The organism is Halegenticoccus soli (genome assembly GCF_002844195.1).
GTDB lineage: Archaea > Halobacteriota > Halobacteria > Halobacteriales > Haloferacaceae > Halegenticoccus > Halegenticoccus soli.
The window spans coordinates 32,048-51,922 of record NZ_PEND01000008.1; the positions used below are offsets into that span (position 1 = coordinate 32,048).

The 19,875-nt window shown below is 70.6% G+C and carries 19 protein-coding genes; 13 read left to right on the forward strand and 6 right to left on the reverse strand.

Annotation, left to right across the window (positions count from 1 at the left end):
* Window positions 1-51: 51 nt before the first annotated feature.
* Window positions 52-1,713, forward strand: coding sequence for a tRNA uridine(34) 5-carboxymethylaminomethyl modification radical SAM/GNAT enzyme Elp3 (locus tag CNO20_RS19555; RefSeq protein ID WP_101297899.1), 1,662 nt, complete (start codon window positions 52-54; stop codon window positions 1,711-1,713).
* A gap of 131 nt (window positions 1,714-1,844) precedes the next feature.
* Entirely contained in the window at window positions 1,845-2,294 is a 450-nt protein-coding gene (locus CNO20_RS19560; RefSeq protein ID WP_101297900.1) for an SHOCT domain-containing protein, read from the forward strand.
* Between the two features lie 70 nt (window positions 2,295-2,364).
* Here the strand turns inward: CNO20_RS19560 and CNO20_RS19565 are convergent, their stop codons facing one another.
* Window positions 2,365-3,039 (reverse strand): glycosyltransferase family 2 protein, encoded by a 675-nt coding sequence (locus tag CNO20_RS19565; protein WP_101297901.1) that lies wholly within the window; start codon window positions 3,037-3,039, stop codon window positions 2,365-2,367.
* A 181-nt stretch (window positions 3,040-3,220) separates the two neighbouring features.
* Window positions 3,221-3,997 (reverse strand): ZIP family metal transporter, encoded by a 777-nt coding sequence (locus CNO20_RS19570; protein ID WP_101297902.1) that lies wholly within the window; start codon window positions 3,995-3,997, stop codon window positions 3,221-3,223.
* Window positions 3,998-4,110: 113 nt separating this feature from the next.
* Between CNO20_RS19570 and CNO20_RS19575 the strand changes: the two genes are divergently transcribed.
* From CNO20_RS19575 to CNO20_RS19605, 8 genes are all read left to right on the forward strand, one after another.
* Complete coding sequence (locus CNO20_RS19575) at window positions 4,111-4,782, forward strand: haloacid dehalogenase type II (protein WP_101297903.1); 672 nt, start codon at window positions 4,111-4,113, stop codon at window positions 4,780-4,782.
* A gap of 222 nt (window positions 4,783-5,004) precedes the next feature.
* Window positions 5,005-5,133: a hypothetical protein gene (locus CNO20_RS24180; protein ID WP_269844163.1), complete on the forward strand. Its 129-nt coding sequence runs from the start codon at window positions 5,005-5,007 to the stop codon at window positions 5,131-5,133.
* A gap of 61 nt (window positions 5,134-5,194) precedes the next feature.
* Complete coding sequence (gene rqcH / locus CNO20_RS19580) at window positions 5,195-7,381, forward strand: ribosome rescue protein RqcH (protein ID WP_101297904.1); 2,187 nt, start codon at window positions 5,195-5,197, stop codon at window positions 7,379-7,381.
* A gap of 152 nt (window positions 7,382-7,533) precedes the next feature.
* The gene (locus CNO20_RS19585) at window positions 7,534-8,238 is read left to right on the forward strand and encodes a DUF4013 domain-containing protein (protein ID WP_101297905.1); all 705 of its coding nucleotides are present in this window, start codon (window positions 7,534-7,536) and stop codon (window positions 8,236-8,238) included.
* A gap of 291 nt (window positions 8,239-8,529) precedes the next feature.
* A complete protein-coding gene (locus CNO20_RS19590; protein WP_158237453.1) occupies window positions 8,530-9,534 on the forward strand; it encodes a DUF4013 domain-containing protein in 1,005 nt (334 codons plus the stop codon).
* A 33-nt stretch (window positions 9,535-9,567) separates the two neighbouring features.
* Window positions 9,568-10,233 carry a DUF4013 domain-containing protein gene (locus CNO20_RS19595; protein ID WP_101297907.1) on the forward strand — a complete coding sequence of 222 codons (666 nt, stop codon included), beginning with the start codon at window positions 9,568-9,570 and terminating at the stop codon, window positions 10,231-10,233.
* A gap of 394 nt (window positions 10,234-10,627) precedes the next feature.
* Window positions 10,628-11,695 (forward strand): mRNA surveillance protein pelota, encoded by a 1,068-nt coding sequence (locus CNO20_RS19600; protein WP_101297908.1) that lies wholly within the window; start codon window positions 10,628-10,630, stop codon window positions 11,693-11,695.
* Between the two features lie 80 nt (window positions 11,696-11,775).
* Entirely contained in the window at window positions 11,776-12,213 is a 438-nt protein-coding gene (locus CNO20_RS19605) for a DUF8215 family protein (protein WP_101297909.1), read from the forward strand.
* A gap of 102 nt (window positions 12,214-12,315) precedes the next feature.
* Here CNO20_RS19605 and CNO20_RS19610 read toward each other — a convergent pair whose 3' ends face one another.
* The 4 genes from CNO20_RS19610 to CNO20_RS19625 form a co-directional block, all read right to left on the reverse strand.
* Window positions 12,316-13,314, reverse strand: coding sequence for an ornithine cyclodeaminase family protein (locus CNO20_RS19610; RefSeq protein WP_101297910.1), 999 nt, complete (start codon window positions 13,312-13,314; stop codon window positions 12,316-12,318).
* A gap of 72 nt (window positions 13,315-13,386) precedes the next feature.
* Window positions 13,387-13,605 (reverse strand): DUF8015 family protein, encoded by a 219-nt coding sequence (locus CNO20_RS19615; RefSeq protein WP_101297911.1) that lies wholly within the window; start codon window positions 13,603-13,605, stop codon window positions 13,387-13,389.
* Between the two features lie 216 nt (window positions 13,606-13,821).
* Window positions 13,822-14,751 (reverse strand): glycosyltransferase family 2 protein, encoded by a 930-nt coding sequence (locus CNO20_RS19620; RefSeq protein WP_199174936.1) that lies wholly within the window; start codon window positions 14,749-14,751, stop codon window positions 13,822-13,824.
* Window positions 14,752-14,894: 143 nt separating this feature from the next.
* Window positions 14,895-15,824, reverse strand: a complete 930-nt coding sequence (locus tag CNO20_RS19625) for a glycosyltransferase family 2 protein (RefSeq protein ID WP_101297912.1) — start codon at window positions 15,822-15,824, stop codon at window positions 14,895-14,897.
* 216 nt (window positions 15,825-16,040) lie between these two features.
* On the opposite strand from CNO20_RS19625, the gene CNO20_RS19630 reads away from it, so the two are divergent.
* The 3 genes from CNO20_RS19630 to CNO20_RS19640 are packed head-to-tail and all read left to right on the forward strand — an operon-like array spanning window position 16,041 to window position 19,848.
* Window positions 16,041-17,552 (forward strand): sulfatase-like hydrolase/transferase, encoded by a 1,512-nt coding sequence (locus CNO20_RS19630; RefSeq protein WP_158237454.1) that lies wholly within the window; start codon window positions 16,041-16,043, stop codon window positions 17,550-17,552.
* 7 nt (window positions 17,553-17,559) lie between these two features.
* Entirely contained in the window at window positions 17,560-18,726 is a 1,167-nt protein-coding gene (locus CNO20_RS19635; protein WP_143423301.1) for a glycosyltransferase family 4 protein, read from the forward strand.
* A 45-nt stretch (window positions 18,727-18,771) separates the two neighbouring features.
* Complete coding sequence (locus CNO20_RS19640) at window positions 18,772-19,848, forward strand: Gfo/Idh/MocA family protein (RefSeq protein ID WP_101297915.1); 1,077 nt, start codon at window positions 18,772-18,774, stop codon at window positions 19,846-19,848.
* The last annotated feature ends 27 nt before the right edge of the window (window positions 19,849-19,875 follow it).

The following is a 19,875-nucleotide window of genomic DNA, read 5'->3' on the forward strand; positions in this document are numbered from 1 at the left end:
ACGAACTCCCTCCAATGACCCGCGTCGCCGCACCGGAGGTGTTCCGATAGGATGAGCTCGGACGCCGCCGAGAGCGCGGAGACCGACGCCTTCGCGGCGGTGTGCGAGGAGCTCGCCGAGCGCATCGTCGCGGGCGAGGTCGGTCGCGACGACCTCGAATCGGAGAAGCTGAAGGTGTGCTCGGAGTTCTCCGCGCCGAAAGTGCCGAAGAACGCGGACATCCTGAAGCACGCGCCCGACGCCCACCGCGACGACGTGAAGGAGGTCGTCCGCCGAAAGCCCGTCCGGACCGCCTCCGGCGTCTCGCCGGTGGCGATCATGACGAGCCCGCACATGTGCCCCCACGGGAAGTGTCTGTACTGCCCCGGCGGCCCGGCCTCGGAGTTCCCCTCCTCGCAGAGCTACACCGGCCACGAGCCGGCCGCTGCGCGGGGCGTCCAGAACGATTACGACCCCTACGGGCAGGTGACGCTCCGGCTCGAACAGCTGCGACACATCGGCCACCCCGTGGACAAGGTCGAGCTCATCCTCATGGGCGGGACGATGACCGCCAGGAGCCACGACTACCAGGAGTGGTTCGTGAAGCGAGCGCTGGAGGCGATGAACGACTACGACCTCTCGGCGGAGCCAGACCCGGCCGAGGATCGGAGCTTCAAGCCGGATCCGGAGGAGGTCGAGTTCCGCTACCTGGAGGACGTGATCGCCGAGAACGAGACGGCCGACGTGCGCAACGTCGGGACGACGTTCGAGACGAAGCCCGACTGGTGCGACCCCGAGCAGATCGACCGGATGCTCGACCTCGGCGCCACGAAGGTCGAGGTCGGGGTGCAGACCACCTACGAGCGCATCAACCGCGAGATGCACCGCGGACACGGCAACCGCGCGTCGAAGGACGCGAACCGCCGCCTGCGCGACGCGGCGTTCAAGGTCGGCTTCCACATGATGCCGGGCCAGCCGGGCATGACGAGGGAGATGTGCGTCGAGGACTTCCGCCAGCTGTTCGAGAACCCCGACTGGCGGCCCGACTACCTGAAGATCTACCCGACGCTCGTCGTCCGCGGGACGCGCGTCTACGACATGTGGCGGCGCGACGAGTACGAGCCGCTCACGAACGAGGAGGCGGCCGACCTCGTCGCGGAGGTGATGGGGATGATCCCGAAGTACACCCGCCTCCAGCGCGTCCAGCGCGACATCCCCGCGGACTTCATCGACGCCGGGGTCTGGAAGTCGAACCTCCGACAGCTCGCCGAAAAGCGGGCCGAGGAGAAGGGGATCGAACTCCGGGACGTCCGCGCCCGCGAGGTCGGGATGAACGAGGAGGATCCCGACCCAGACGACGTCGAATTGGGCGTGCTGGAGTACGAGGCCGCCGGCGGCACCGAGCACTTCATCAGCTTCGAGGACGCGGAGCGGGACCTGCTCGTCGGCTTCTGCCGCCTGCGGTTCCCCGGCGATCCGGTCCGGCGCGAGCTCCGGGACGCCGCGCTCGTCCGCGAGCTCCACGTCTACGGCAGCGAGGCCGGTATCGGCGCGGGGGAGGGCGACTGGCAGCACAGGGGCTACGGCCGGAAGCTCATCCGGAAAGCCGAGGAACTCGCCGCCGACGCCGGCTACGACAAGGTGAGCGTCATCTCCGGCATCGGAGTCCGGCGGTACTACCGCGACAAACTGGGGTACTACCAGGACGGTCCGTACGTGAGCAAGCGGCTCTGACCGCGAGCGAGACGGTTAGGAGATCGGTTTTTGGTCCAGCTTTTGCCGAACGACCGAGCGCAGCGAGGGAGTGCAGCGCAAAAGCTCGTCGTGAGCGGATATATTTTCGTTCCTCCCTGCGATCCGACCGTATGAGCGATGACACCCCCGCAGATCGCCTCCGCGAGAACGCGACCGAAATCGCGTCCGTTCTCGTCACCGGTCTCTGGCTCGCCGCCCTCGTTTCCGGCCAGAGCTGGTGGTTCGGGGCGCTTTTCTTCGGATACTTCGTCGTCGTGCCGATCGTCGCCCTCCTGTCCGGAGACGATGACGACAGACGGGAGTGGTGGGACGACGACTGGTGGGACGGCGATTGGTGGAGCGACTGGTGGGGATCGTCGAAGGCCGAGACGGACGGGACGCGCGCGCCCGCAGAATTGAACGAGACGAGTGAGACGCCGCTGGAAACGCTGCGGCGACGGTACGCCGCGGGGGAACTGACCGACGCGCAGTTCGAGCGAAAGCTGGAGGTGCTGCTCGAAACGGAGACGCTCGAAAACGTCGAAGAACGCGCCGCCCGCGAGCGAGTTCGCGAACGGTGACGCTGCGAGCGGGCGGTCAGAGCGGCGACGGCGGGGACGCGTCGTCGCCGGGCGATCTCCCCGGCAGCCGTCAGTAGTCCGCACGGTACCGTCCCCAGTCCAACTTCAGGTAGTGGTACAGCGTTCCGGTGAGCCCCAGTTCCCCGATCCGCCGCGGCGACGTTTCCACGAGCACGTCCGGGTGGTAGGCGGTCTCCCCGTAGGCCGCCAGCCGGCGGCTGAACGCCGTGTCCTCGTTCGGGACGTTCGGGAAGCCGCCGACCTCGCGGTAGGCGCCGCTCTCGACGAAGAAGTTGAAGCCGGGGAGGATCGGAGCCGAGAGCCGGGGGAAGACGCGGTTGATCGTCGCCTCCATGACCGCCGGCCGGAGGCCCGGCATCCGACAGCGCGACGACGCGGCGACGAGGTCGCGCTCGCGGACGAACGACAGCATCGCGTCGAGGTAGTTCGGTTCGACGACCGTGTCCGCGTCGACGAACGCGTACCAGTCGCCGGCCGCGTGCCGAGCGCCGAGGTGGCGGGCGTCGCCGATCCCGCGCCCGCGGTTGTCGTACACGTCCGCCCCGTACGCCGCGGCGATTTCGGGCGTCTCGTCCTCGCTCGCGCCGTCGACGACGACGAGTTCGTACTCGACGTCGGTGTCCATCGCCCGAACGCTCGCGAGCGTCGAGGGGAGGTACGCCGCCTCGTCGCGCGCGGGGACGATGACGCTCACCGTCGGTTCGTCGGGCGTCTCGGTCCACATCGTCGAGCACGTACAGCGGGACCGCGCTAATGGCTTGTGCCCGAACGGGTCGCCCGATCCGGGCGGACGGCGATGACGAACGCGACAGCGGACGACGAGCGCGGATCGGAACGCGACGGGTGAGCGCAAATCCGAGCGAGGGGGCCGCGATCGGCTACCGTCCGCGACGATCGAGCGCGAATCAGACCGCGAACACGGTGTCGACGACCATCATCGTCACGAAGCCCGAGACGAACGTGAGGGTCGAGAGGTCGGCGTAGCCGTGCCCGTGGCTCGACGGGATCACCTCCCGGAAGATGACGGCCATCATCGCGCCGGCGGCGACCCCCGCGGCGAACGGGAAGACCCCGGTCACCAGTTCGACGAGGAGAAAGCCGACGAGCGCCGCGAGCGGCTCCGGAACCCCGCCGGAGGCCGTGGTGTAGAGGAGGGTTTTCGCCCTCGGGACGCCGGCTTGCACGGCGGGCACGGCCATCGCGAACCCGTCGGGGACGTTCTGGATGGCGATCGCCAGCGCGACGGCGAGGCCGACGCCCTCCAGCCCGCTGGCGAAGGCGATGCCGACCGCGAGCCCCTCCGGAACGTTGTGGATCGTGATCGCCCCGCCGATGAGCAGCGCCCGGCGGAGCGGCGTCTCGGTCGATCCGTCGCCGACGGGGCCGTGCGGCCGCTCCGCGCCCACCTCCTCGTGGAGGTGCGGGACGAGGCGGTTGACCGCGAGGAGGAACCCGCCGCCGACGAACACGCCAGCGATGACCTCGGACAGCGACCCGAGTTCCAACCCCGGGAGGATGAGCGCGAACACCGCGGCGCCGAACATGATGCCGGCCGCGAGGCCGAGCGCGCCGTCGTAGATCCGGTGGCTGATCCGGGTGGTGGCAAAGAGCGGGAGCGCGCCGATTCCGGTCGCGCCGCCGGCGAGGAGCGAGACGACGAGAACGTCGGTGAGCGTTGCCATCCACTCGGAACTGTTCGCCCGGAGGTAAAACACTCACTGACGCGGTGTCCGGACGGGCGGCGGCGCTGACGTCGGGGCCGGTAATTAAGCGCGCGGAACCCGACTTCGCGGGTATGCCCGAGGCACTCTGCTTCGACATGTACGGCACGCTGTGCGACACGCAGGCGGTCACGACGACGCTCCGCGAGCGCGTGGACGCCCCCGACCGGCTCGTGAGCGAGATCGCGCGCACGTGGCGGGACAGGCAACTGGAGTACATGTTCCGCGCCGACGCGATGGACGCCTACCGGCCGCTTTCGGAGCTGACGGTCGACGCGCTCGAGTACGCTCTCGACTTCTACGGTCACGACCTCTCCGGCGGGGAGATCGAGGCGGTGATGGGAGCGTACCGCGACCTCGATCCGTTCGACGACACGCTCGACGCGCTGGCGTCGATCGAGGACGCCGGTCTCGACACGGCGGTGTTCTCGAACGGCGATCCGGAGATGCTCGAACCGCTGGCGGCGAACGCCGGAATCGACGAGCACGTCGACGAGGTGATCAGCGCGGACGGGGCGGGGACGTACAAGCCCGACCCGGCCGCCTACGCCCACGCCGCGGACAGACTCGGCCGCGACCGCTCCGAGTGCTGGCTCGTGTCGTCGAACGTCTGGGACGCGGTCGGCGCGACGGAGGCGGGGATGGGTGCGGCCTGGGTGAATCGGTCGAACGAGCCGTACGACCCCTTCGCCGACGAGCCGAACGCGGTCGTTCGGTCGCTGTCGGAACTCGTCGACGAGCTCTGAGCGGGCGACGGACCGGGTCGGCAGGGCGGGTCGCCGAGGTGGGCCGCCGGGGTGGGTCGCCGGAACGGGGCGAGACGGGACGAACGCAGACGGAACGGGACGAAGCGAGGCGAACGCAGACGGAACGGTGCCCCGCGAGGCGGTCCGTCGACGCGACGCCGCCGTGGGAAACAGTTATTTTCACGGATTCAGTAGTTTGATCCGGAATCGAGGTGCGAGCGCATGCCCATCGTTCCCCACTACCCATCGGACGAACCGGAGGACGAGGAGCGAGCGCCGGACATCGACGAGATCGTCGACCGGATCGTGAACGGCGGGGACTCCCCCTCGCCACCGCCGACCGGCGCGTGAGACGACGCTCGCCCCGTCCGACAACGACACGCCTTTTCCGTCGCCGCGGGTAGGCGGGGGTATGGACCCGAAGCGGGAGCTTTCGAGCGTCGACCTCGCCGCCCTCGTCACGGAGCTTGGCCGCTACGAGGGCGCGAAGGTCGACAAGGCGTACCTCTACGGCGACGACCTGTTGCGGCTGAAGCTGCGCGACTTCGACCGCGGTCGGGTCGAACTGCTGATCGAGGTCGGGGACGTGAAGCGGGCCCACGTCGCCGCCCCCGAGCGCGTCCCCGACGCGCCCGGCCGGCCGCCGAACTTCGCCATGATGCTGCGGAACCGCCTCTCGGGTGCGGACTTCGCCGGGGTCGAGCAGTACGAGTTCGACCGCATCCTCGTGTTCCACTTCGAGCGCGAGGACGCCGACACGCACGTCGTCGCCGAGCTGTTCGGACAGGGCAACGTCGCCGTGCTCGACGAAAACCGCGAGGTCGTGAGCAGCCTCGAGACGGTCCGCCTGAAGTCGCGGACGGTCGCGCCCGGGTCGCAGTACGAGTTCCCCACCTCCCGCGTCAACCCGCTCGCGGTGAGCTACGACGCCTTCGCGGCGAAGATGGAGCAGTCCGACACCGACGTGGTGCGGACGCTCGCGACGCAGCTCAACTTCGGCGGCCTGTACGCCGAGGAGGTGTGCACCCGCGCCGGGGTGGAGAAGACGCTCGCCATCGAGGACGCCGACGGCGAGGTGTACCGGAAGCTCCACGACGCGATCGAGCGGCTCAAGGAGCCGCTTCGGACGGGCGAGTTCGATCCCCGCGTGTACGAAGCGCCCGTCGACGGGGGCGGGAGCGGAGACGACGGTGGGAGCGGAAACGGAGGCGGCGACGGCGATGGTGACGGCAGCGAGGAGGGCGGCGGAGCCGGTCGCGTCGTCGACGTGACGCCCTTTCCCCTGGAGGAGTACGCCGACCTCAACAGCGTCGCGTTCGACTCGTTCAACGCCGCGCTCGACGAGTACTTCTACCGGCTTGACCGCTCCGAGGACGGGGACAAGGGCGGGGCCGACCGCCCCGACTTCGAGGCCCAGATCGCAAAGCAAAAGCGAATCATCGAACAGCAGCGCGGCGCGATCGAGGGGTTCGAGGAGCAGGCGCAGGCCGAACGCGAGAAGGCCGAGCTCCTGTACGCGAACTACGAACTGGTCGACGAGATCCTCTCGACGGTCCGCGGCGCGCGCGAGGAGGGGGTTCCGTGGGCCGAGATCGCGGAGAAGCTCGAAGCGGGCGCGGAGCGGGGGATCCCCGCGGCCGAGGCGGTCGTCGACGTCGACGGATCGGCCGGGACGGTGACGGTCGAGATCGAGGGACACCGGATCGACCTGGACGCGTCGACCGGCGTGGAGAAGAACGCCGACCGCCTCTACACCGAGGCGAAGCGAATCGAGGAGAAGAAGGAGGGCGCCCTCGCGGCCGTCGAAGACACCCGCGAGGAGTTGAAGGCGGTCGAGAAGCGGCGCGACGCGTGGGAGGCCGACGACGAGGACGGGGAGGACGACGAGGACGAGGGGCCGAGGGAGGTCGACTGGCTCTCGCGGTCGTCGATCCCGATCCGGCGGGACGAACAGTGGTACGAGCGGTTCCGCTGGTTCCGCACGAGCGACGGCTTTCTCGTCATCGGCGGGCGCAACGCCGATCAGAACGAGGAGATCGTGAAGAAGTACCTGAACCCGAACGACCTGTTCTTCCACGCGCAGGCGCACGGCGGGCCGGTCACGGTCGTTAAGGCCACCGGACCGAGCGAGCCCGCGCGGGACGTCGAGATCCCCGAGCGGAGCCGGGAGGAGGCCGCCCAGTTCGCCGTCTCCTACTCGTCGGTCTGGAAGGACGGGCGGTTCGCCGGCGACGCGTACGTGGTCACGCCGGATCAGGTGTCGAAGACGCCCGAGAGCGGCGAGTACGTCGAGAAGGGCGGGTTCGTCATCCGGGGCGACCGGACGTACTACCGCGACGTGGCCGTCGGCGTCGCGGTCGGCGTGGCCTGCGAGCCCGAGACGCGGGTGCTCGGCGGACCGCCCTCGGCGGTCGAACCGCGGACGGAGACGTCGATCCGGCTCGAACCCGGCCGGTACGCGCAGAACGACGCCGCGAAGATGTGCTATCGGGAGTTCAGAAAGCGGTTCGCCGACCAGTCGTTCGTCCGCAAGGTGGCGAGCCCGGATCGGATCCAGGAGTTCCTCCCGGCCGGCGGCAGCGAGATCGTCGAGGACTGACACGGATAATCTCGCGCTACGGGCGTTGTATCGACGAATTTCCGGAGCTCCGGAGAAATGCTTATCGTCTCAGCGGTAGTACCTGTCCGGCGAGAACTACCGCTGTAGCGAAACCGACCGGGCCGGCGGAGACTACGTTCTCGGAAACATCCATGATTACCGAATCCATCACCTACCTGCGGAACAGCGAGGACTGGGTAAAGACGGTCCTCATCGGAGGACTCCTGAGCCTCCTGAGCTTCCTCGTCGTCCCGACCTTCACGGTCATCGGCTACCTCCTGCGCGTCCTGCGTTCGACGATGCGCGGCGACGAGACGCCCCCCGAGTTCGGGGAGTGGGGCGACATGACCGTCGACGGCCTGAAGGGGTTCGTCATCGCGGCGGTGTACGGCCTCGTCCCCGTCGTCGTCGGCCTCGCGCTGGTGCTCTTCGGCGCCGTCGGCGCGTCGGTGGGCAACTCCGACGCGGCCGGCGTCTTCGGCGGGATCGTCGCGTTGATCGGCGCGCTGATCGCGCTCGTGCTCGGCCTCGCCGCCGCCTACGTCATCCCCGCCGCGCTGGCGAACTACGCCGAACACGACCGCCTCGGCGCGGGCTTCGCCGTCGGCGAACTCCGACCGGTGCTGACCTCCGGCACGTACGCGACCGGCTGGCTGTACGCCTTCGTGGTCGTCGTCGCCGGCGGGTTCGTCGCCGGGCTGCTGAACGTCGTCCCGCTCCTGGGCTTCGTCGTCGGCGCCTTCGTGACGTTCTACGCGGCCGTCGCCGCGTACTACATCATCGGCCGGACCTGGGGGAAGCTCCACCCGGTCGAGATGCGCGACGAGGACGTGCTCGACGAGCAGCCCGTCGTCTGAGGCCGCGGGATCCCGCGACGCCGTCGACGACTTGTCGACCCCGACGTTTTTCGAATCCGGCGCTTTTTCGCTCCCGCGGGGTTCGCCCGTTCTATCGCCGACTCGATCACCCCCTCGGTTCGCCCGCCCTCATCGTTCGTCCGTCTCTGCGCCCGTCCACCGCCGAGGATCATCCGCCACCGCCGTTGATCCACCGACGCGGTTCGTCGCCGAACTGCTCGGCGAGCGCCGGGTCAGAGTGCCGGCTGAGACACCGTTATGGTACCGCGGTCCCTCCCGGCGGACGAACCGATGCTCACGGACGCTCTGAAGACCCCGGCGCGGACGGACGACGCCGCCTCGACCGTCCTGATCGGCGGCGCGCTGGCGCTCGTCTCGACCGTCGGGCCGCCGCTTTTCGTCGTCGGCCTCGCGTCGACCCCGCTGGCGCTCGCGTTCGCCCCCTTCGTCGCGCTGCCGCCCCTCGTCCTTCGGGGGTACCACGTCCGAGTGATCCGCGGCGGGCTCGACGGCGACCCCGCGGCCCCGTCGTTCGTCCGGTGGGGCGGCCTCGTCGTCGACGGGGCGAAGTCGCTCCTGCTCAGCGTCGGCTACCTGCTCCCGGTCGCCGTCGCCGCCGGGATCGTCGCCGCCGCGGCGTCCGCCGTCGACGCGGGCGGGGTCGATTTCGGTCCCGTGGGCGCTCCTCTCGTTTCCGTGGGCGTCACCGTCGTCGGGCTGTTCGGCGTCGTCTACGGCCTCGCCTTCCTCTACGTTCGGCCGGCGGCGCTCGCCCTTTTCGCCGCGAGCGGCCGGCTCCGGGACGCGTTCTCGCCCCGACGAGTCCTCCGAGTCTGCCGCTCGGGGGATTACGTGACCGGCTGGCTCGTCGGAATCGGCGTGCTCGCGGTCGGCCTCGCCGTCGCCGTCCCGCTACAACTGGTTCTCGTCGGCTTCGCCGTCGCGTTCTACGTCGAAGTCGCGGCCCACTCGGCCTACGGTCGCGGGGCGGCGTCGGCGCTCGGACGGGATTCGAGGGGGGCGATCGGCACCGGCGGGGTCGACGCGGGCGGGATCGACGGCGACGGAATCCCCGCAGACGGGATCGGTGCGGACAGGATCGGCGGCGACGGAATGGAGGGAGCCGCCGATTCCCGAGTCCCGTCCGAGGCACCGCCGAGCGTTCAGACCGGGCGGACGGTCGGCTCACCGGCCGTCTCCGCGAATCGACGCGGCGGGACGGCGACGAACGGGCGGCAGACGGGGACCGCGGCCGACGGGTTCGTGTGGGACGACGCAGAAGACCCGGACGAATGAGCCGGAACCGGAGCCGGCCGGCGGGGAGCGGCGATGCTCGCTGAGGCGCTCCGGTACCCGGCGCGCGGAGACGACGCGGTCGAGACGCTGCTCGTCGGCGGCGGGTTGCACCTCCTCGCAGTCTTCGTCCCGTTCGTGCCGCTCGTGTTCGTCGCCGGGTACCTCGTCCGCGCGCTCGAACGCGCGGCGACCGGCGGACGGGGCGCGCTCCGCGGAGGGGCCGACCCGCCCGCCTTCCGCGACCTCCCGGCGCTCGCCCGCGACGGCGTCGCCGCCGTCGGGATCGGGGTCGCCTACCTCCTCGTACCGGCCGCGGCGCTCGCGGTGACCGTCGCGGGCCTGTCCTCGTTGACCGTCCCGGCCGGCGGGGGCGCGCGGACGGGAGTCGGCGTCCTCGTCGGCGGAACGGCGACGCTGTTCGTCGCGGTCGCGTTCGCGTACCTCCTGCCGGCGGCGCTCGCGAACTACGCCGTCCGCGGGCGCGTCCGGGCCGCGTTCGACGCGCGCGCGCTCCGACGGGCCGCGACGGACGCGGGTTACTTCGTCGCGTGGTGGACCGGCGTCGCCCTCGCCGCGGTCGCCGTCGCCGCGGCCGCGCCGCTCTCGGCGGTCGTCGTCGGGTTCTTCCTCGCGTTCTACGCGGAGGTGGCCGTCGTCGCCGTCTGGGGTCGGGGGTTCGCGTCGGCGGTCGGCGAGTAGCGGAGGGAGCGGCGGGAGCAACGCGCTCTGCGCCGCTTCCAGCGGCGCGGTCACCGAAGCCTGCGGCTTCTGACCCACTTCGTCGCCGTCGCGGCCATCGCCACGACGATCGCCAGCGTCAACCGCCTCGGAGTCAAGTGGTTCGAGACGCCGACGGCGTCTCGTCATCACGGAAGGCCCTCGGTCTTCCGAACGACCCCGAGGCTTGTCAGTGAACTTATCTCGTCCCGAGAACGGGCGTCGGTGACGGGGCGTCGCGCTAACGTCGTTCCTCTGCCAGCCTCGGATACGCTCGATGGGGCGGTCCGCGAAGGCGATCGGGGCCGACGCAGGGAGCGCGACGGGCGGATCCGAGAAGGCAAGGGTTGTTACCTTCGCGGGCGACCGTCCGCGTATGCGAATCGTAAGCCGCGGTCGCGGCGAGGAGGGACGCGAGCGCCTGACGGTCGTCCCCGAGAACGTCGACGACCTCTGGCACCTCTCCTACGTGCTCGAACCGGGGGATCTCGTCTCGGGGGACACGACCCGGCGCATCCAGCGCAGCGACGACCAGATGCGCGACACCGGAGGCGAGCGCGAGCACATCAGCGCCACGATCGAGGTCGAGGACGTGGAGTTCGCCCGCTTCGCCAACCGCCTCCGCGTCGGCGGCGTCATCAGGTCGGCCTCGCGGGAGGACGTGCTCAACCAGCACCACACGCTGAACGTCGAAGAGCACACCGAGATCACGATCGAAAAGCGGTTCAAGCCCGACCAGCTGGACCGCATCGAGGAGGCGGAGGAGGCGGCGGAGAACCCGGACGTGGCCATCGCGACGGTCGAGGAGGGCGAGGCGTACGTCCACACCGTCGCCCAGCACGGCGTCGAGGAGTACGTCTCGCTGACGCGGCCGACCGGGAAGGGCGAGTACGCCCGCCCCCGCGAGGAACTCTTCGCCGAGCTCGGCTCCGCGCTGTCGCACCTCGACGTCGCGGCCATCGTCCTCGCCGGGCCGGGGTTCACCAAGGAGGACGCGAAGGACTACATCGAGGAGAACCACCCGGAGGTCGCAGAGAAGGTGACGACCGTCGACACGAGCGCCGTGGGCGGCCGCGGCGTCCACGAGGTGCTGAAGCGCGGCGCCTTAGAGGAGATCCAGGCGGAGACGCGCATCGCGCGGGAGGCGACGCTGATCGACGAGCTGATGGAGCGGATCGCCGCGGGCGCGAAGGCGGCCTACGGGATCGAGGAGGTGGCCGAGGCCGCCGAGTTCGGCGCGGTCGAGGAACTGCTGGTGCTGGACGAGCGACTGCGCGAGGAGCGGCAGGGCCGCGGCGACTGGGGGGTCGACGCGAACGAGGTCCTCGAGACGGTCGAGCAGAAGGGCGGCGAGATCACCGTCTTCTCCGCGGAGTTCGCCCCCGGCGAGCAGCTGAAGAACCTCGGCGGGATCGCGGCGCTCCTGCGCTACCGGCTGCAGTAGGAGCGCTGAAATCGCGGCCCGACCACGAACCGCGTCCGCGTCGGGGTAATCGTTTACCGGTTCGGGTCCCGAGTTCCGGCGTGGCGCGCCGCTCGAACGACTCCGCGACCGCCCGCTTCGAGCGGCTGCTGGATCACGTTTTCTTCGCGGCCATGGAGGTGAGCGTGCTCGGGTTGCCGGCGCTGTACCTCCTGCTCTTCGCGCCGAACCCCGTCGAGGTGTCGCTCTCCGCGACGACGGCGCTGGCGGCGACGACGGTCGGCGTGGCGGTCTTCCGCGGCCGGTACGTCGACGTCGGGCGCTGGCCCTCGCCCGGCGATCCCGTCACGATGCCGATCCGATCGGCGTACTACGGCGGCGTGCTCGGCGTCGGATCGTTCCTCGGCGGGGCGGTCCAACTCACGACCGGGCTGTGGTGGCCCGGCGTCGTCCTCCCAGCGGTGCTCGCTCCGGGGCTGCTCGCGCCGTTTCCGCGGCTCCTGGCGCGGTTCCGATCGGCGGCGCTGCGGACGGTGTGAGCGACCTCGCCCGCGTCGACGTCGAACGCTCGAACGGTTCGGCTTTCGGGGATTCGCGGTACGGCGAGGGGAGCGCCGGCGGTGGGGTCGTCGGACGGCGGCCTACTCCCCGGTGAGCGCCTCGCTCGCCGGCGCGAAGTCGATCGTCCGCCCGAGCCCCGCCTCGCGGGCCTTCTCGTACAGCAGGTGCGCGGCCGCGACGGTTTCGATGCCGGTGCCGCCGCTGTCGAACACCGTGATCTCCTCCTCGTCGGTTCGTCCCTCGATCTTCCCGGCGACGACCTCGCCGAGTTCGGCGTGGACGTGGTCCTCGCCGACGGCACCTTCCTCGATCGCGGCGATGAGCGATCCGGCGTCGCGCGTCGCGCGGGCGCGGAGGTCGAGCACGTACGTCGACCGCTCGACGGTCGTCGCGTCGAGCTCCCGCTTGTCGGGGTGGTACTGACCCATGGCCGTGACGTGCGTGCCGGGGTCGAGGAGGTCGCCGTCGAACACCGGCTCCGACGCCGTCGTCGCCGTGATCACGACGTCCGCGCCCTCGACCGCGGCGGCGCTGGAGGCGACGGCGGCGACGCTCGCGTCGAGGCGCTCGTTCATCTCGCCCGCGAACCGTTCGCGGTGCTCTTTCGTCGGCGAGTACACCCACGCGGTGTCGAGGTCGCGGACGGTCGCCGTCGCCCGGAGCTGTCCGCGCGCCTGCGCGCCGCTGCCGATCACGGCGACCGTCTCGGCGTCTTCGCGGGCGAGCGCGTCGACCCCGACGGCGCCGGCCGCGCCGGTCTTGAACGGGTTCATGCTCGCGCCATCGAGGAGGGCGAGCGGTTCGCCCGACTCCGCGTCGAAGAGCGGCGTCGCGAACCAGGCGTCCGCCGCGCCGAAGCCCGCCGCATAGGTGTACCCTCCCATCGCGCCCGTCTCGGGGAGGATCGCGGCGTAGGTGGTGAGCATCCCGCGGGGCTCGTCGTTGAGGAGCTTCGTCCGCGGTTCGGCGGGCGCGCCCTCGCCGCGCTGGCGGTACCCTTCGCGGACCGCCTCGACGTACTCCGCCGGCGTGGCGAGTCCGGCGACGTCGTCGCTCGTCAGAAACAGCGTCTCCGTCATGCGTCACAGCACGGAACCGAGAACCAAAACGGTGCGGGTCGCCGAAACGAAGGAAACGGAGCGACTGGTCGTTCAGTCCGCGTTGAAGCCCTTCGTCTTGGGCGACGTCGCGGGCGTCGAGGAGTCGACTGGACCGTTGACGAAGAGGGCGTGGCCGATCACGAGCCCAGACACGCTCGCGGCCACGGGCACGGCCGTCGTCAACGGAAAGCCCACGACGCTGAGCATGGTGGTAATTCCGAGCAGCGCGAGTGGGATCAGGCCGAGCACGTAGTCGTAGTATCCAGTCATAATACAATACGTACTATGGACAGGAGCCATATAATTCTTTCCCATAGCCACCGCGTAGTTGTCAAACAACTTTTCTCGTAGGTACTCATAACTTATGGAGATACGCTGCCGCGCCGGGCGCGAAACCCCGCGAAACCGGCGGTTTACTCGCGGAGGGGGGCCGTCGCTTGAGTTGGCCGCTCGCCGGCGGGGCGGACGGGCGATCCGAAGTGGCCGCTACGCGAGCAAGCGGTCGGCCGCCCGGACTCCGGGGCGGCCGAACAGCGACGCGAGACACTCGAACAGGTAGTAGGGTCGGTTGTCCGGAGTGTAGTACGCGGCCCGCGCGAAGGCGAGCACCGCCTTCGACGACCATCCTCGCTCTTCGAGGTGTTTTCTCGCCGCCTGGACGTGGGTCTCTCTCACCGCCAGTCGACGGACCCGCGGCGGGAACGTCCGATACAGGTCGTCGTAGGTGTCGATCACCTCCTCGCGGCCCTCGATGTAGGCCCACGACCGCGAGAGGGAGGTGTCGGTCCTGCCCCGCCGGACAAGCGGTTCGTCGACGAAGTCGAACCGGGTGCTGAGCGCGAGTTCGATCTTCATACCCGTGTCGTCCGCGCCGTGACGGTGCTTCAGCGGGAGCAGGTCGTCGACGACCGCGCGGTCGACGAGCATCGTCGAGGGGATGCAGGGGAACGTTCTCATCTCCAGGGCCCGCCGCAGCACGTTGCCGCGGACCGCGGGGTTGGGACGCACCTCCCCGCGCTCCTCGTCGACCATCCCGCAGTAGACGACGCCGACCGGCGGTTCGAGGAGCGGAATCTGCGTTTCGAACTTGGTCGCTTCGAGCCGGTCGTCGTCGTCGAGGAACTGGACGTACCGCCCGGTGGCCCGCTCGGCCCCGACGCTTCTGGCGGCCTGGGGACCCTCGTCACGTTCGAGTGAGACGTACGCGACGCCCTCGAACGTGTCACCCCACTCGTCGGCGAACGCCTCGACGACCGGGCGCGCGTGCGCCCCCGCCGCGCTGTCGACGACGATCACCTCGATCGGTCGGTGCGTCTGGGCGGCGACGCTCTCTAAGGCCTCCCGCAGGCGGTCGTTTCGGTAGTACGTCGGAACGACGACCGAGACGGTGGCGTTCGGGTTACCGCCCGTGATCACGAGTACACCTCCATGTGAGTTTGTACGCGCGGTTCGAAGATAGCCGCCGCGGCAGTCGCGGCGCGGAGACGGGTGCGCCGGGCGCGGCGGTCGCAGCACGGAGGCGGTGCGGCGACCGCCGTACCCGCGGCGACCCGCGCGACTCACGAAAAGACGGCGTCGGCCGCCCGGAGCCCCGGACGGCCGAACAGCGACGCGAGGCACTCGCGGACGTAGTAAGGCCGGTTCTCCGGCGTGTGGTACGCCGCGCGGGCGAACGACAGGACGGCCGACGGCGACCAGACCGCCTCCTCCAGGCGCTTTTTCCCCTCCCGGTAGTGAGTCTGCCTCGTCGCCGTCGCCCGGACCCCGGGCGGGAAGGACCGATACAGCTCCCGGTACGTCCGAAGGAGCCGCTTTCGCCCCTCGATGTGCGCCCAGGACTTCGAGAGCGCGCCGCCCGGCTTTCCGCGGTCGACGAGCGGTTCGTCGACGTAGTCGAAGCGGGTCCGCATCGCCAGTTCGATCTTCATGCCCGTGTCGTCCGCGCCGTGGCGGTGTCTCAGCGGGAGCAGATCGTCGATCACCGCGCGGTCGACGAGCATCGTCGAGGGGATGCAGGGAAACGTGTTCATCTCCAGGGCGCGCTTCAACACGTGCCCGCTGACCTCCGGATCGGGTCGGATCTCCCCGAGTTCCTCGTCGGCGATCCCGCAGTAGACGACGCCGACCGGCGGTTCGATCCTCGGCACCTGCTCGCGCAGCTTCGTCGGCCGGAGCCGGTCGTCGTCGTCGAGGAACTGGACGTACCGTCCGCTCGCCCGCTCGACCCCGACGCTTCTGGCGGCCTGGGGACCCTCGTCGCGCTCCTGGGCGACGTACGCGACGTCCTCGATCGGGCCGTCGGCTCCGAGAGCCTCCGCGAACGCCTCGACGACCGGGCGCGCGTGCGCCTCGCCGGAGCCGTCCACGACGACGACCTCGATCGGGCGGTACCGCTGTGCGCGGACGCTCTCCAGGGCCTCGCGGAGACGCCCGTTTCGGTAGTACGTCGGAACGACGACCGAGACGGTCCCCCCGGAACCGTCGGTCACGTCGACACCTCGATGCCGCGTTGCGTGTCCGTGTTCATCGTGGCCTCCCGTGCGGATCTGCCGGCGGTCCTCGTCGCTTCGGCGACGTCCCCTCCACTCTCGAGCGCCCCTAGCGGGAACGATCGGGAAAACCGCCACGGCCGTTCGCCGCCGGGGGACTTGAGGTTGATATGCCAGCCCGCACGCGTATACTACTACTTCTCGTACCGCGCTACCGTGTTCGAAGCGGTGGCTCGCGCCGCCGGGCGGGCCCCGGACGCGCTCGCCCGACGCGCCGAGGAGTCCTGCGCGCCGATCGTCGATCGGTTCCGGGAGCGGCGCGCCGACGCGCGGTTCCGCAACCGGTCCCGCCCCCGGACGACCCCCGCGGCGGACGCGCCGCGGCACGTCGTCCTCGTCGTCGTCGACGCCCTCCGCGCCGACGCCGTCGCGCCGGAGCGCGCGCCGTTTCTCGACTCGCTGTCCGGGACGGACGCCGTCGCCCCGTCGACGTGGACGTTCCCGTCGGTGACGTCGCTCGCGACCGGGCGGTACCCGCACGCCCACGGGGCGATGCGGCGGACGGACGGGTTCGACGACGCCGTCCTCGACGTGACGCCGCTGCCGCCGAGAGCGGCCCCCGAAGCGTGGACGCTCCCGGAGGCGCTTTCGAGCGCCGGCTACGAGACGCGCGGGAGCTTCGGGATGCTCGTTCCCTTCCTCGCGCTGGCGGGGCGGTTCGAGGCGCACGACCTCCGCGAGGGAGCCGACGCGGGGACGCTCCTTGCGTCGCACCGCGAGTGGCTCACAGACCGGCTCGACCGCCGGACGTTCTCGTACATCCACCTCAGCGACCTCCACGAGCCGGTCGATCCGCCCGCGCCGTACTGGCGCGAACACGGCGTCGACCCGTCGATCCCCGGAATCCGGACGTGGCGCTACGAGAACGTCTGTCACGACAGCCCGACCGTCGAGCGGTACCGGACGCACCGACGGGAGCTGTACCGCGCCGCGGTCGAGTACGTGGACAACCGGCTCGAATCGCACCTCCGACGGCTCCGCGACCTCCTCGGCGACGACGCGCTCGTGTTCGTGGCGGGCGACCACGGCGAGGGGTTCTGGGAGCGCGCGGCGTTCGGCGCGGAGCACTTCGCCGACCCCCGCCCCGCCTACTGCGTCGGCCACGGCGGCGCGCCCTACGAGGCGATCGCGCGGGTCCCGCTCCTGTGGGACGGGGACGGGGACGGGGCTGAGGGCCTGCGGAACGGGATCGGCGACCGCGACGATCCGAACGATCGGGACGGTCACGGCGGTCCGGACGGCCCTGCCGGTCACGACGGCCCGGTTTCGCTCGTCGACGTCGCGCCGACAGTCGCCGACGCGGTCGGCCTCCCGACGCCGGAGCCGGCGGACGGGGTGTCGCTCTTAGGCGGCTCGCCGCGCGAGAGGCGCGAGGACGACGGCGGCCCGCCGGCCGGTCGACCCGTCCTCGTCGAGGGGGCCCGCTACGGCTACGAGAAGAAGGCGGCGTACGGCGGCGGGTGGAAGCTGATCGTCTCCCGCGGCGACGGGGTCGAACGCTGGTTCTCGCTCCCCGACGAGGAGCCGGGGGAGCCGCCGGAGGCCGTCAGGGAATCGCTGCTCGAACGCGTGCCGCCGTGGCCGGAGCGGGGCGATGCGGCCGGAACCGCACGGACGGCGGTCTCCGGCGGCGTCGAGCGGCGGCTCGACCGACTCGGATACGTCTGAACCACCCATGGCACGAATCGGCGTCGCGCACGCGGACCTGATGGCAAAAGGCGGCGGGGAGGGCGTCTGCATGAACGTCCTGGAGGCGCTGCAGGACGAGCACGACCTCGTCCTCCTGACCCTCTTCGACCCGGACATCGCGGAGCTGAACCGGTACTTCGAGACGGACGTGCGCGACCTCCCGGTCCGCCGCCCGCCGCTCGTCGACGCGCTGCTCGACCGGGTCGACGATCCGCTGTACAACCTGCGGAACGCGCTCCTCAATCGATTCGTCGAGCGGGAGCGCGACGGGTTCGACCTGGTCTTCGGCACCGACAACGAACTCAGCGTCTCGGGACCGACGATCCAGTACATCCACACCCCTCGATTCGCCCGGCTCGTCGTCTCGAAGCGCGTCGGCGAGGACAGCTTCGTCGATCACCTCTACGACCGGCTGAGCTACCGGTTCGGGCGATACGACGCCGACGAGGTCCGGTCGAGCGTCCTGCTCACGAACGCCGAGTGGATGGCCGGCGTCGTCCAGGACGCCTACGGCGTTCGGCCGACGGTCGTCCACCCGCCCGTGGACACGCGGGGGTTCGAAGACCGACCCTGGGGGGAGCGCGAACCGGGGTTCGTCACTCTCGGCCGGCTCGCGCGCTACAAGAACGTCGAGGCGAACGTCGAGATCGTCGATCGCGTCAGGGAGCGCGGCCACGACGTACACCTCCACGTGGTGGGGCCCTCGTACGACGAGGCGTACCGGGCGGAACTCGAATCGCTGGCGGCAGACCGCGAATACGTCTCGCTCGACGGCGAACTCCCCCGCCGGGAGCTCGTGGAGACCGTCTGTTCGCACCGCTACGGCCTGCACGGCAAGCGCCACGAGCACTTCGGGATGGCGGTCGGCGAACTCGTCGCGGGCGGGACGGTCCCGTTCGTCCCCGACAACGGCGGCCAGCGCGAGATCGTCGGCCGCCGGGACGAACTCGTCTACGACACGGTCCCCGAGGCGGTTGAGAAGATCGACGCGGCGCTCTCGCGGCCGGACGGCGGGGAGGGGCTCCGCGCCGACCCGGAGAGCGTCGAGCGGCGGTTCGGCCGCGGCCGGTTCCACGCGGAGATCCGCGAGGTCGTGGCCCGGACCCTCGACGGCCGGGACGAGGGGCTCGCCGCTACCGATCAACGCGTCTGAGAGTGGCCGCCACTCCTATTTTCGACACCGTGGACCCACTATCCGATGACGCTTCGGACGGGGATCGTCGGCGCGGGCATCGTCTCGGAGAACAACCACCTCCCGGCGGTCGACCGCAACCCGCGGACCGAACTCGTCGGGGTCTGCGACCTCGACGCCGACCGGGCGCGGGACGCGGCCGACGAGTACGGCACGGAGGCGTACACCGATCCGGACGCGCTGCTCGCCGCGGGGCTCGACTGGGTCCACGTGGCGACCCCCGTGGGAACGCACTTCGACCTGGCGAGCGCCGCCGTCGAGGCCGGCGTCCCGGTCACGGTGCAGAAGCCGGCGACGACGACGCTTGACGAGCTGGAGCGCCTGGCCGAGTGCTCGGCCGAGCGGGGCGTCCCCGTCTCGGTCGTCCACAACTGGCTGTGCTATCCGGTCGTCCGGAAGCTCAGACGTCGGATCGCCGCGGGCGAGTTCGGCGAGATCCGCGCCGTCGAGGCGGCGTTCGCCGGCGAGGGCCGCCCCGACGAGACGTACCGCGGCGACTGGGTGTTCGACCTGCCGGGCGGCGATCTGGAGGAGGGGCTGCCGCACCCGCTGTACCTCGCGCTCGCGCTCGGCGGCTACCCGAGGGACCGATCCGAGATCGAGGTCCTGGCGCGGACCGCGGACGACTACGAGCGCGACGTCGCCTACGACGGCACGACCCTCCAGTACGTCGGCGAGGGATCGACGCTCTGTTCGATCTCGTTTCTCTCCGCGTCGACGCCGAGTCACCGAATCAGCGTCCACGGGACCGACGGCTCGGCGACGGTCGACGTTCCCACGACGATCCTGGACGCGCACGACGCCGACGAGGGGCCGTACCACCTCCTCTCGAAGCGGTTGGAGCGGGGGTTGCGGACGACGGAAAGCGCGGTTCGGGGGATGGTCGGGGCCGTAGAGTGGCACGGCCGCGACACCCTGGAGGAGCGGTTCGACCGCCACGCGGAGCGCAGCGCCGACGGCCACTACTACCTGCTCAACGAGGTCGCGAAGGCGCTCGAACGCGACAGGCGGTCCTTCGAGTCGCTCGAACGGAGCCGGTGGGTCCTGACGCTGATGGAGGAAGTCCGGGCCGCGGCGGAGTGACGTAGTCTCCCCGGACTGCGCCGCTCG

Excerpts from the sequence above, each read along its gene's own strand:
- rqcH (WP_101297904.1), top strand. The coding sequence starts at position 5,195 with ATGGACCCGAAGCGGGAGCTTTCGAGCGTCGACCTCGCCGCCCTCGTC.
- CNO20_RS24180 (WP_269844163.1), top strand. The coding sequence starts at position 5,005 with ATGCCCATCGTTCCCCACTACCCATCGGACGAACCGGAGGACGAGGAG.
- CNO20_RS19565 (WP_101297901.1), bottom strand. The coding sequence starts at position 3,039 with ATGTGGACCGAGACGCCCGACGAACCGACGGTGAGCGTCATCGTCCCC.
- CNO20_RS19595 (WP_101297907.1), top strand. The coding sequence starts at position 9,568 with ATGCTCGCTGAGGCGCTCCGGTACCCGGCGCGCGGAGACGACGCGGTC.
- CNO20_RS19560 (WP_101297900.1), top strand. The coding sequence starts at position 1,845 with ATGAGCGATGACACCCCCGCAGATCGCCTCCGCGAGAACGCGACCGAA.
- CNO20_RS19570 (WP_101297902.1), bottom strand. The coding sequence starts at position 3,997 with ATGGCAACGCTCACCGACGTTCTCGTCGTCTCGCTCCTCGCCGGCGGC.
- CNO20_RS19640 (WP_101297915.1), top strand. The coding sequence starts at position 18,772 with ATGACGCTTCGGACGGGGATCGTCGGCGCGGGCATCGTCTCGGAGAAC.
- CNO20_RS19585 (WP_101297905.1), top strand. The coding sequence starts at position 7,534 with ATGATTACCGAATCCATCACCTACCTGCGGAACAGCGAGGACTGGGTA.
- CNO20_RS19575 (WP_101297903.1), top strand. The coding sequence starts at position 4,111 with ATGCCCGAGGCACTCTGCTTCGACATGTACGGCACGCTGTGCGACACG.
- CNO20_RS19635 (WP_143423301.1), top strand. The coding sequence starts at position 17,560 with ATGGCACGAATCGGCGTCGCGCACGCGGACCTGATGGCAAAAGGCGGC.
- CNO20_RS19600 (WP_101297908.1), top strand. The coding sequence starts at position 10,628 with ATGCGAATCGTAAGCCGCGGTCGCGGCGAGGAGGGACGCGAGCGCCTG.
- CNO20_RS19555 (WP_101297899.1), top strand. The coding sequence starts at position 52 with ATGAGCTCGGACGCCGCCGAGAGCGCGGAGACCGACGCCTTCGCGGCG.
- CNO20_RS19610 (WP_101297910.1), bottom strand. The coding sequence starts at position 13,314 with ATGACGGAGACGCTGTTTCTGACGAGCGACGACGTCGCCGGACTCGCC.
- CNO20_RS19615 (WP_101297911.1), bottom strand. The coding sequence starts at position 13,605 with ATGACTGGATACTACGACTACGTGCTCGGCCTGATCCCACTCGCGCTG.
- CNO20_RS19590 (WP_158237453.1), top strand. The coding sequence starts at position 8,530 with ATGCTCACGGACGCTCTGAAGACCCCGGCGCGGACGGACGACGCCGCC.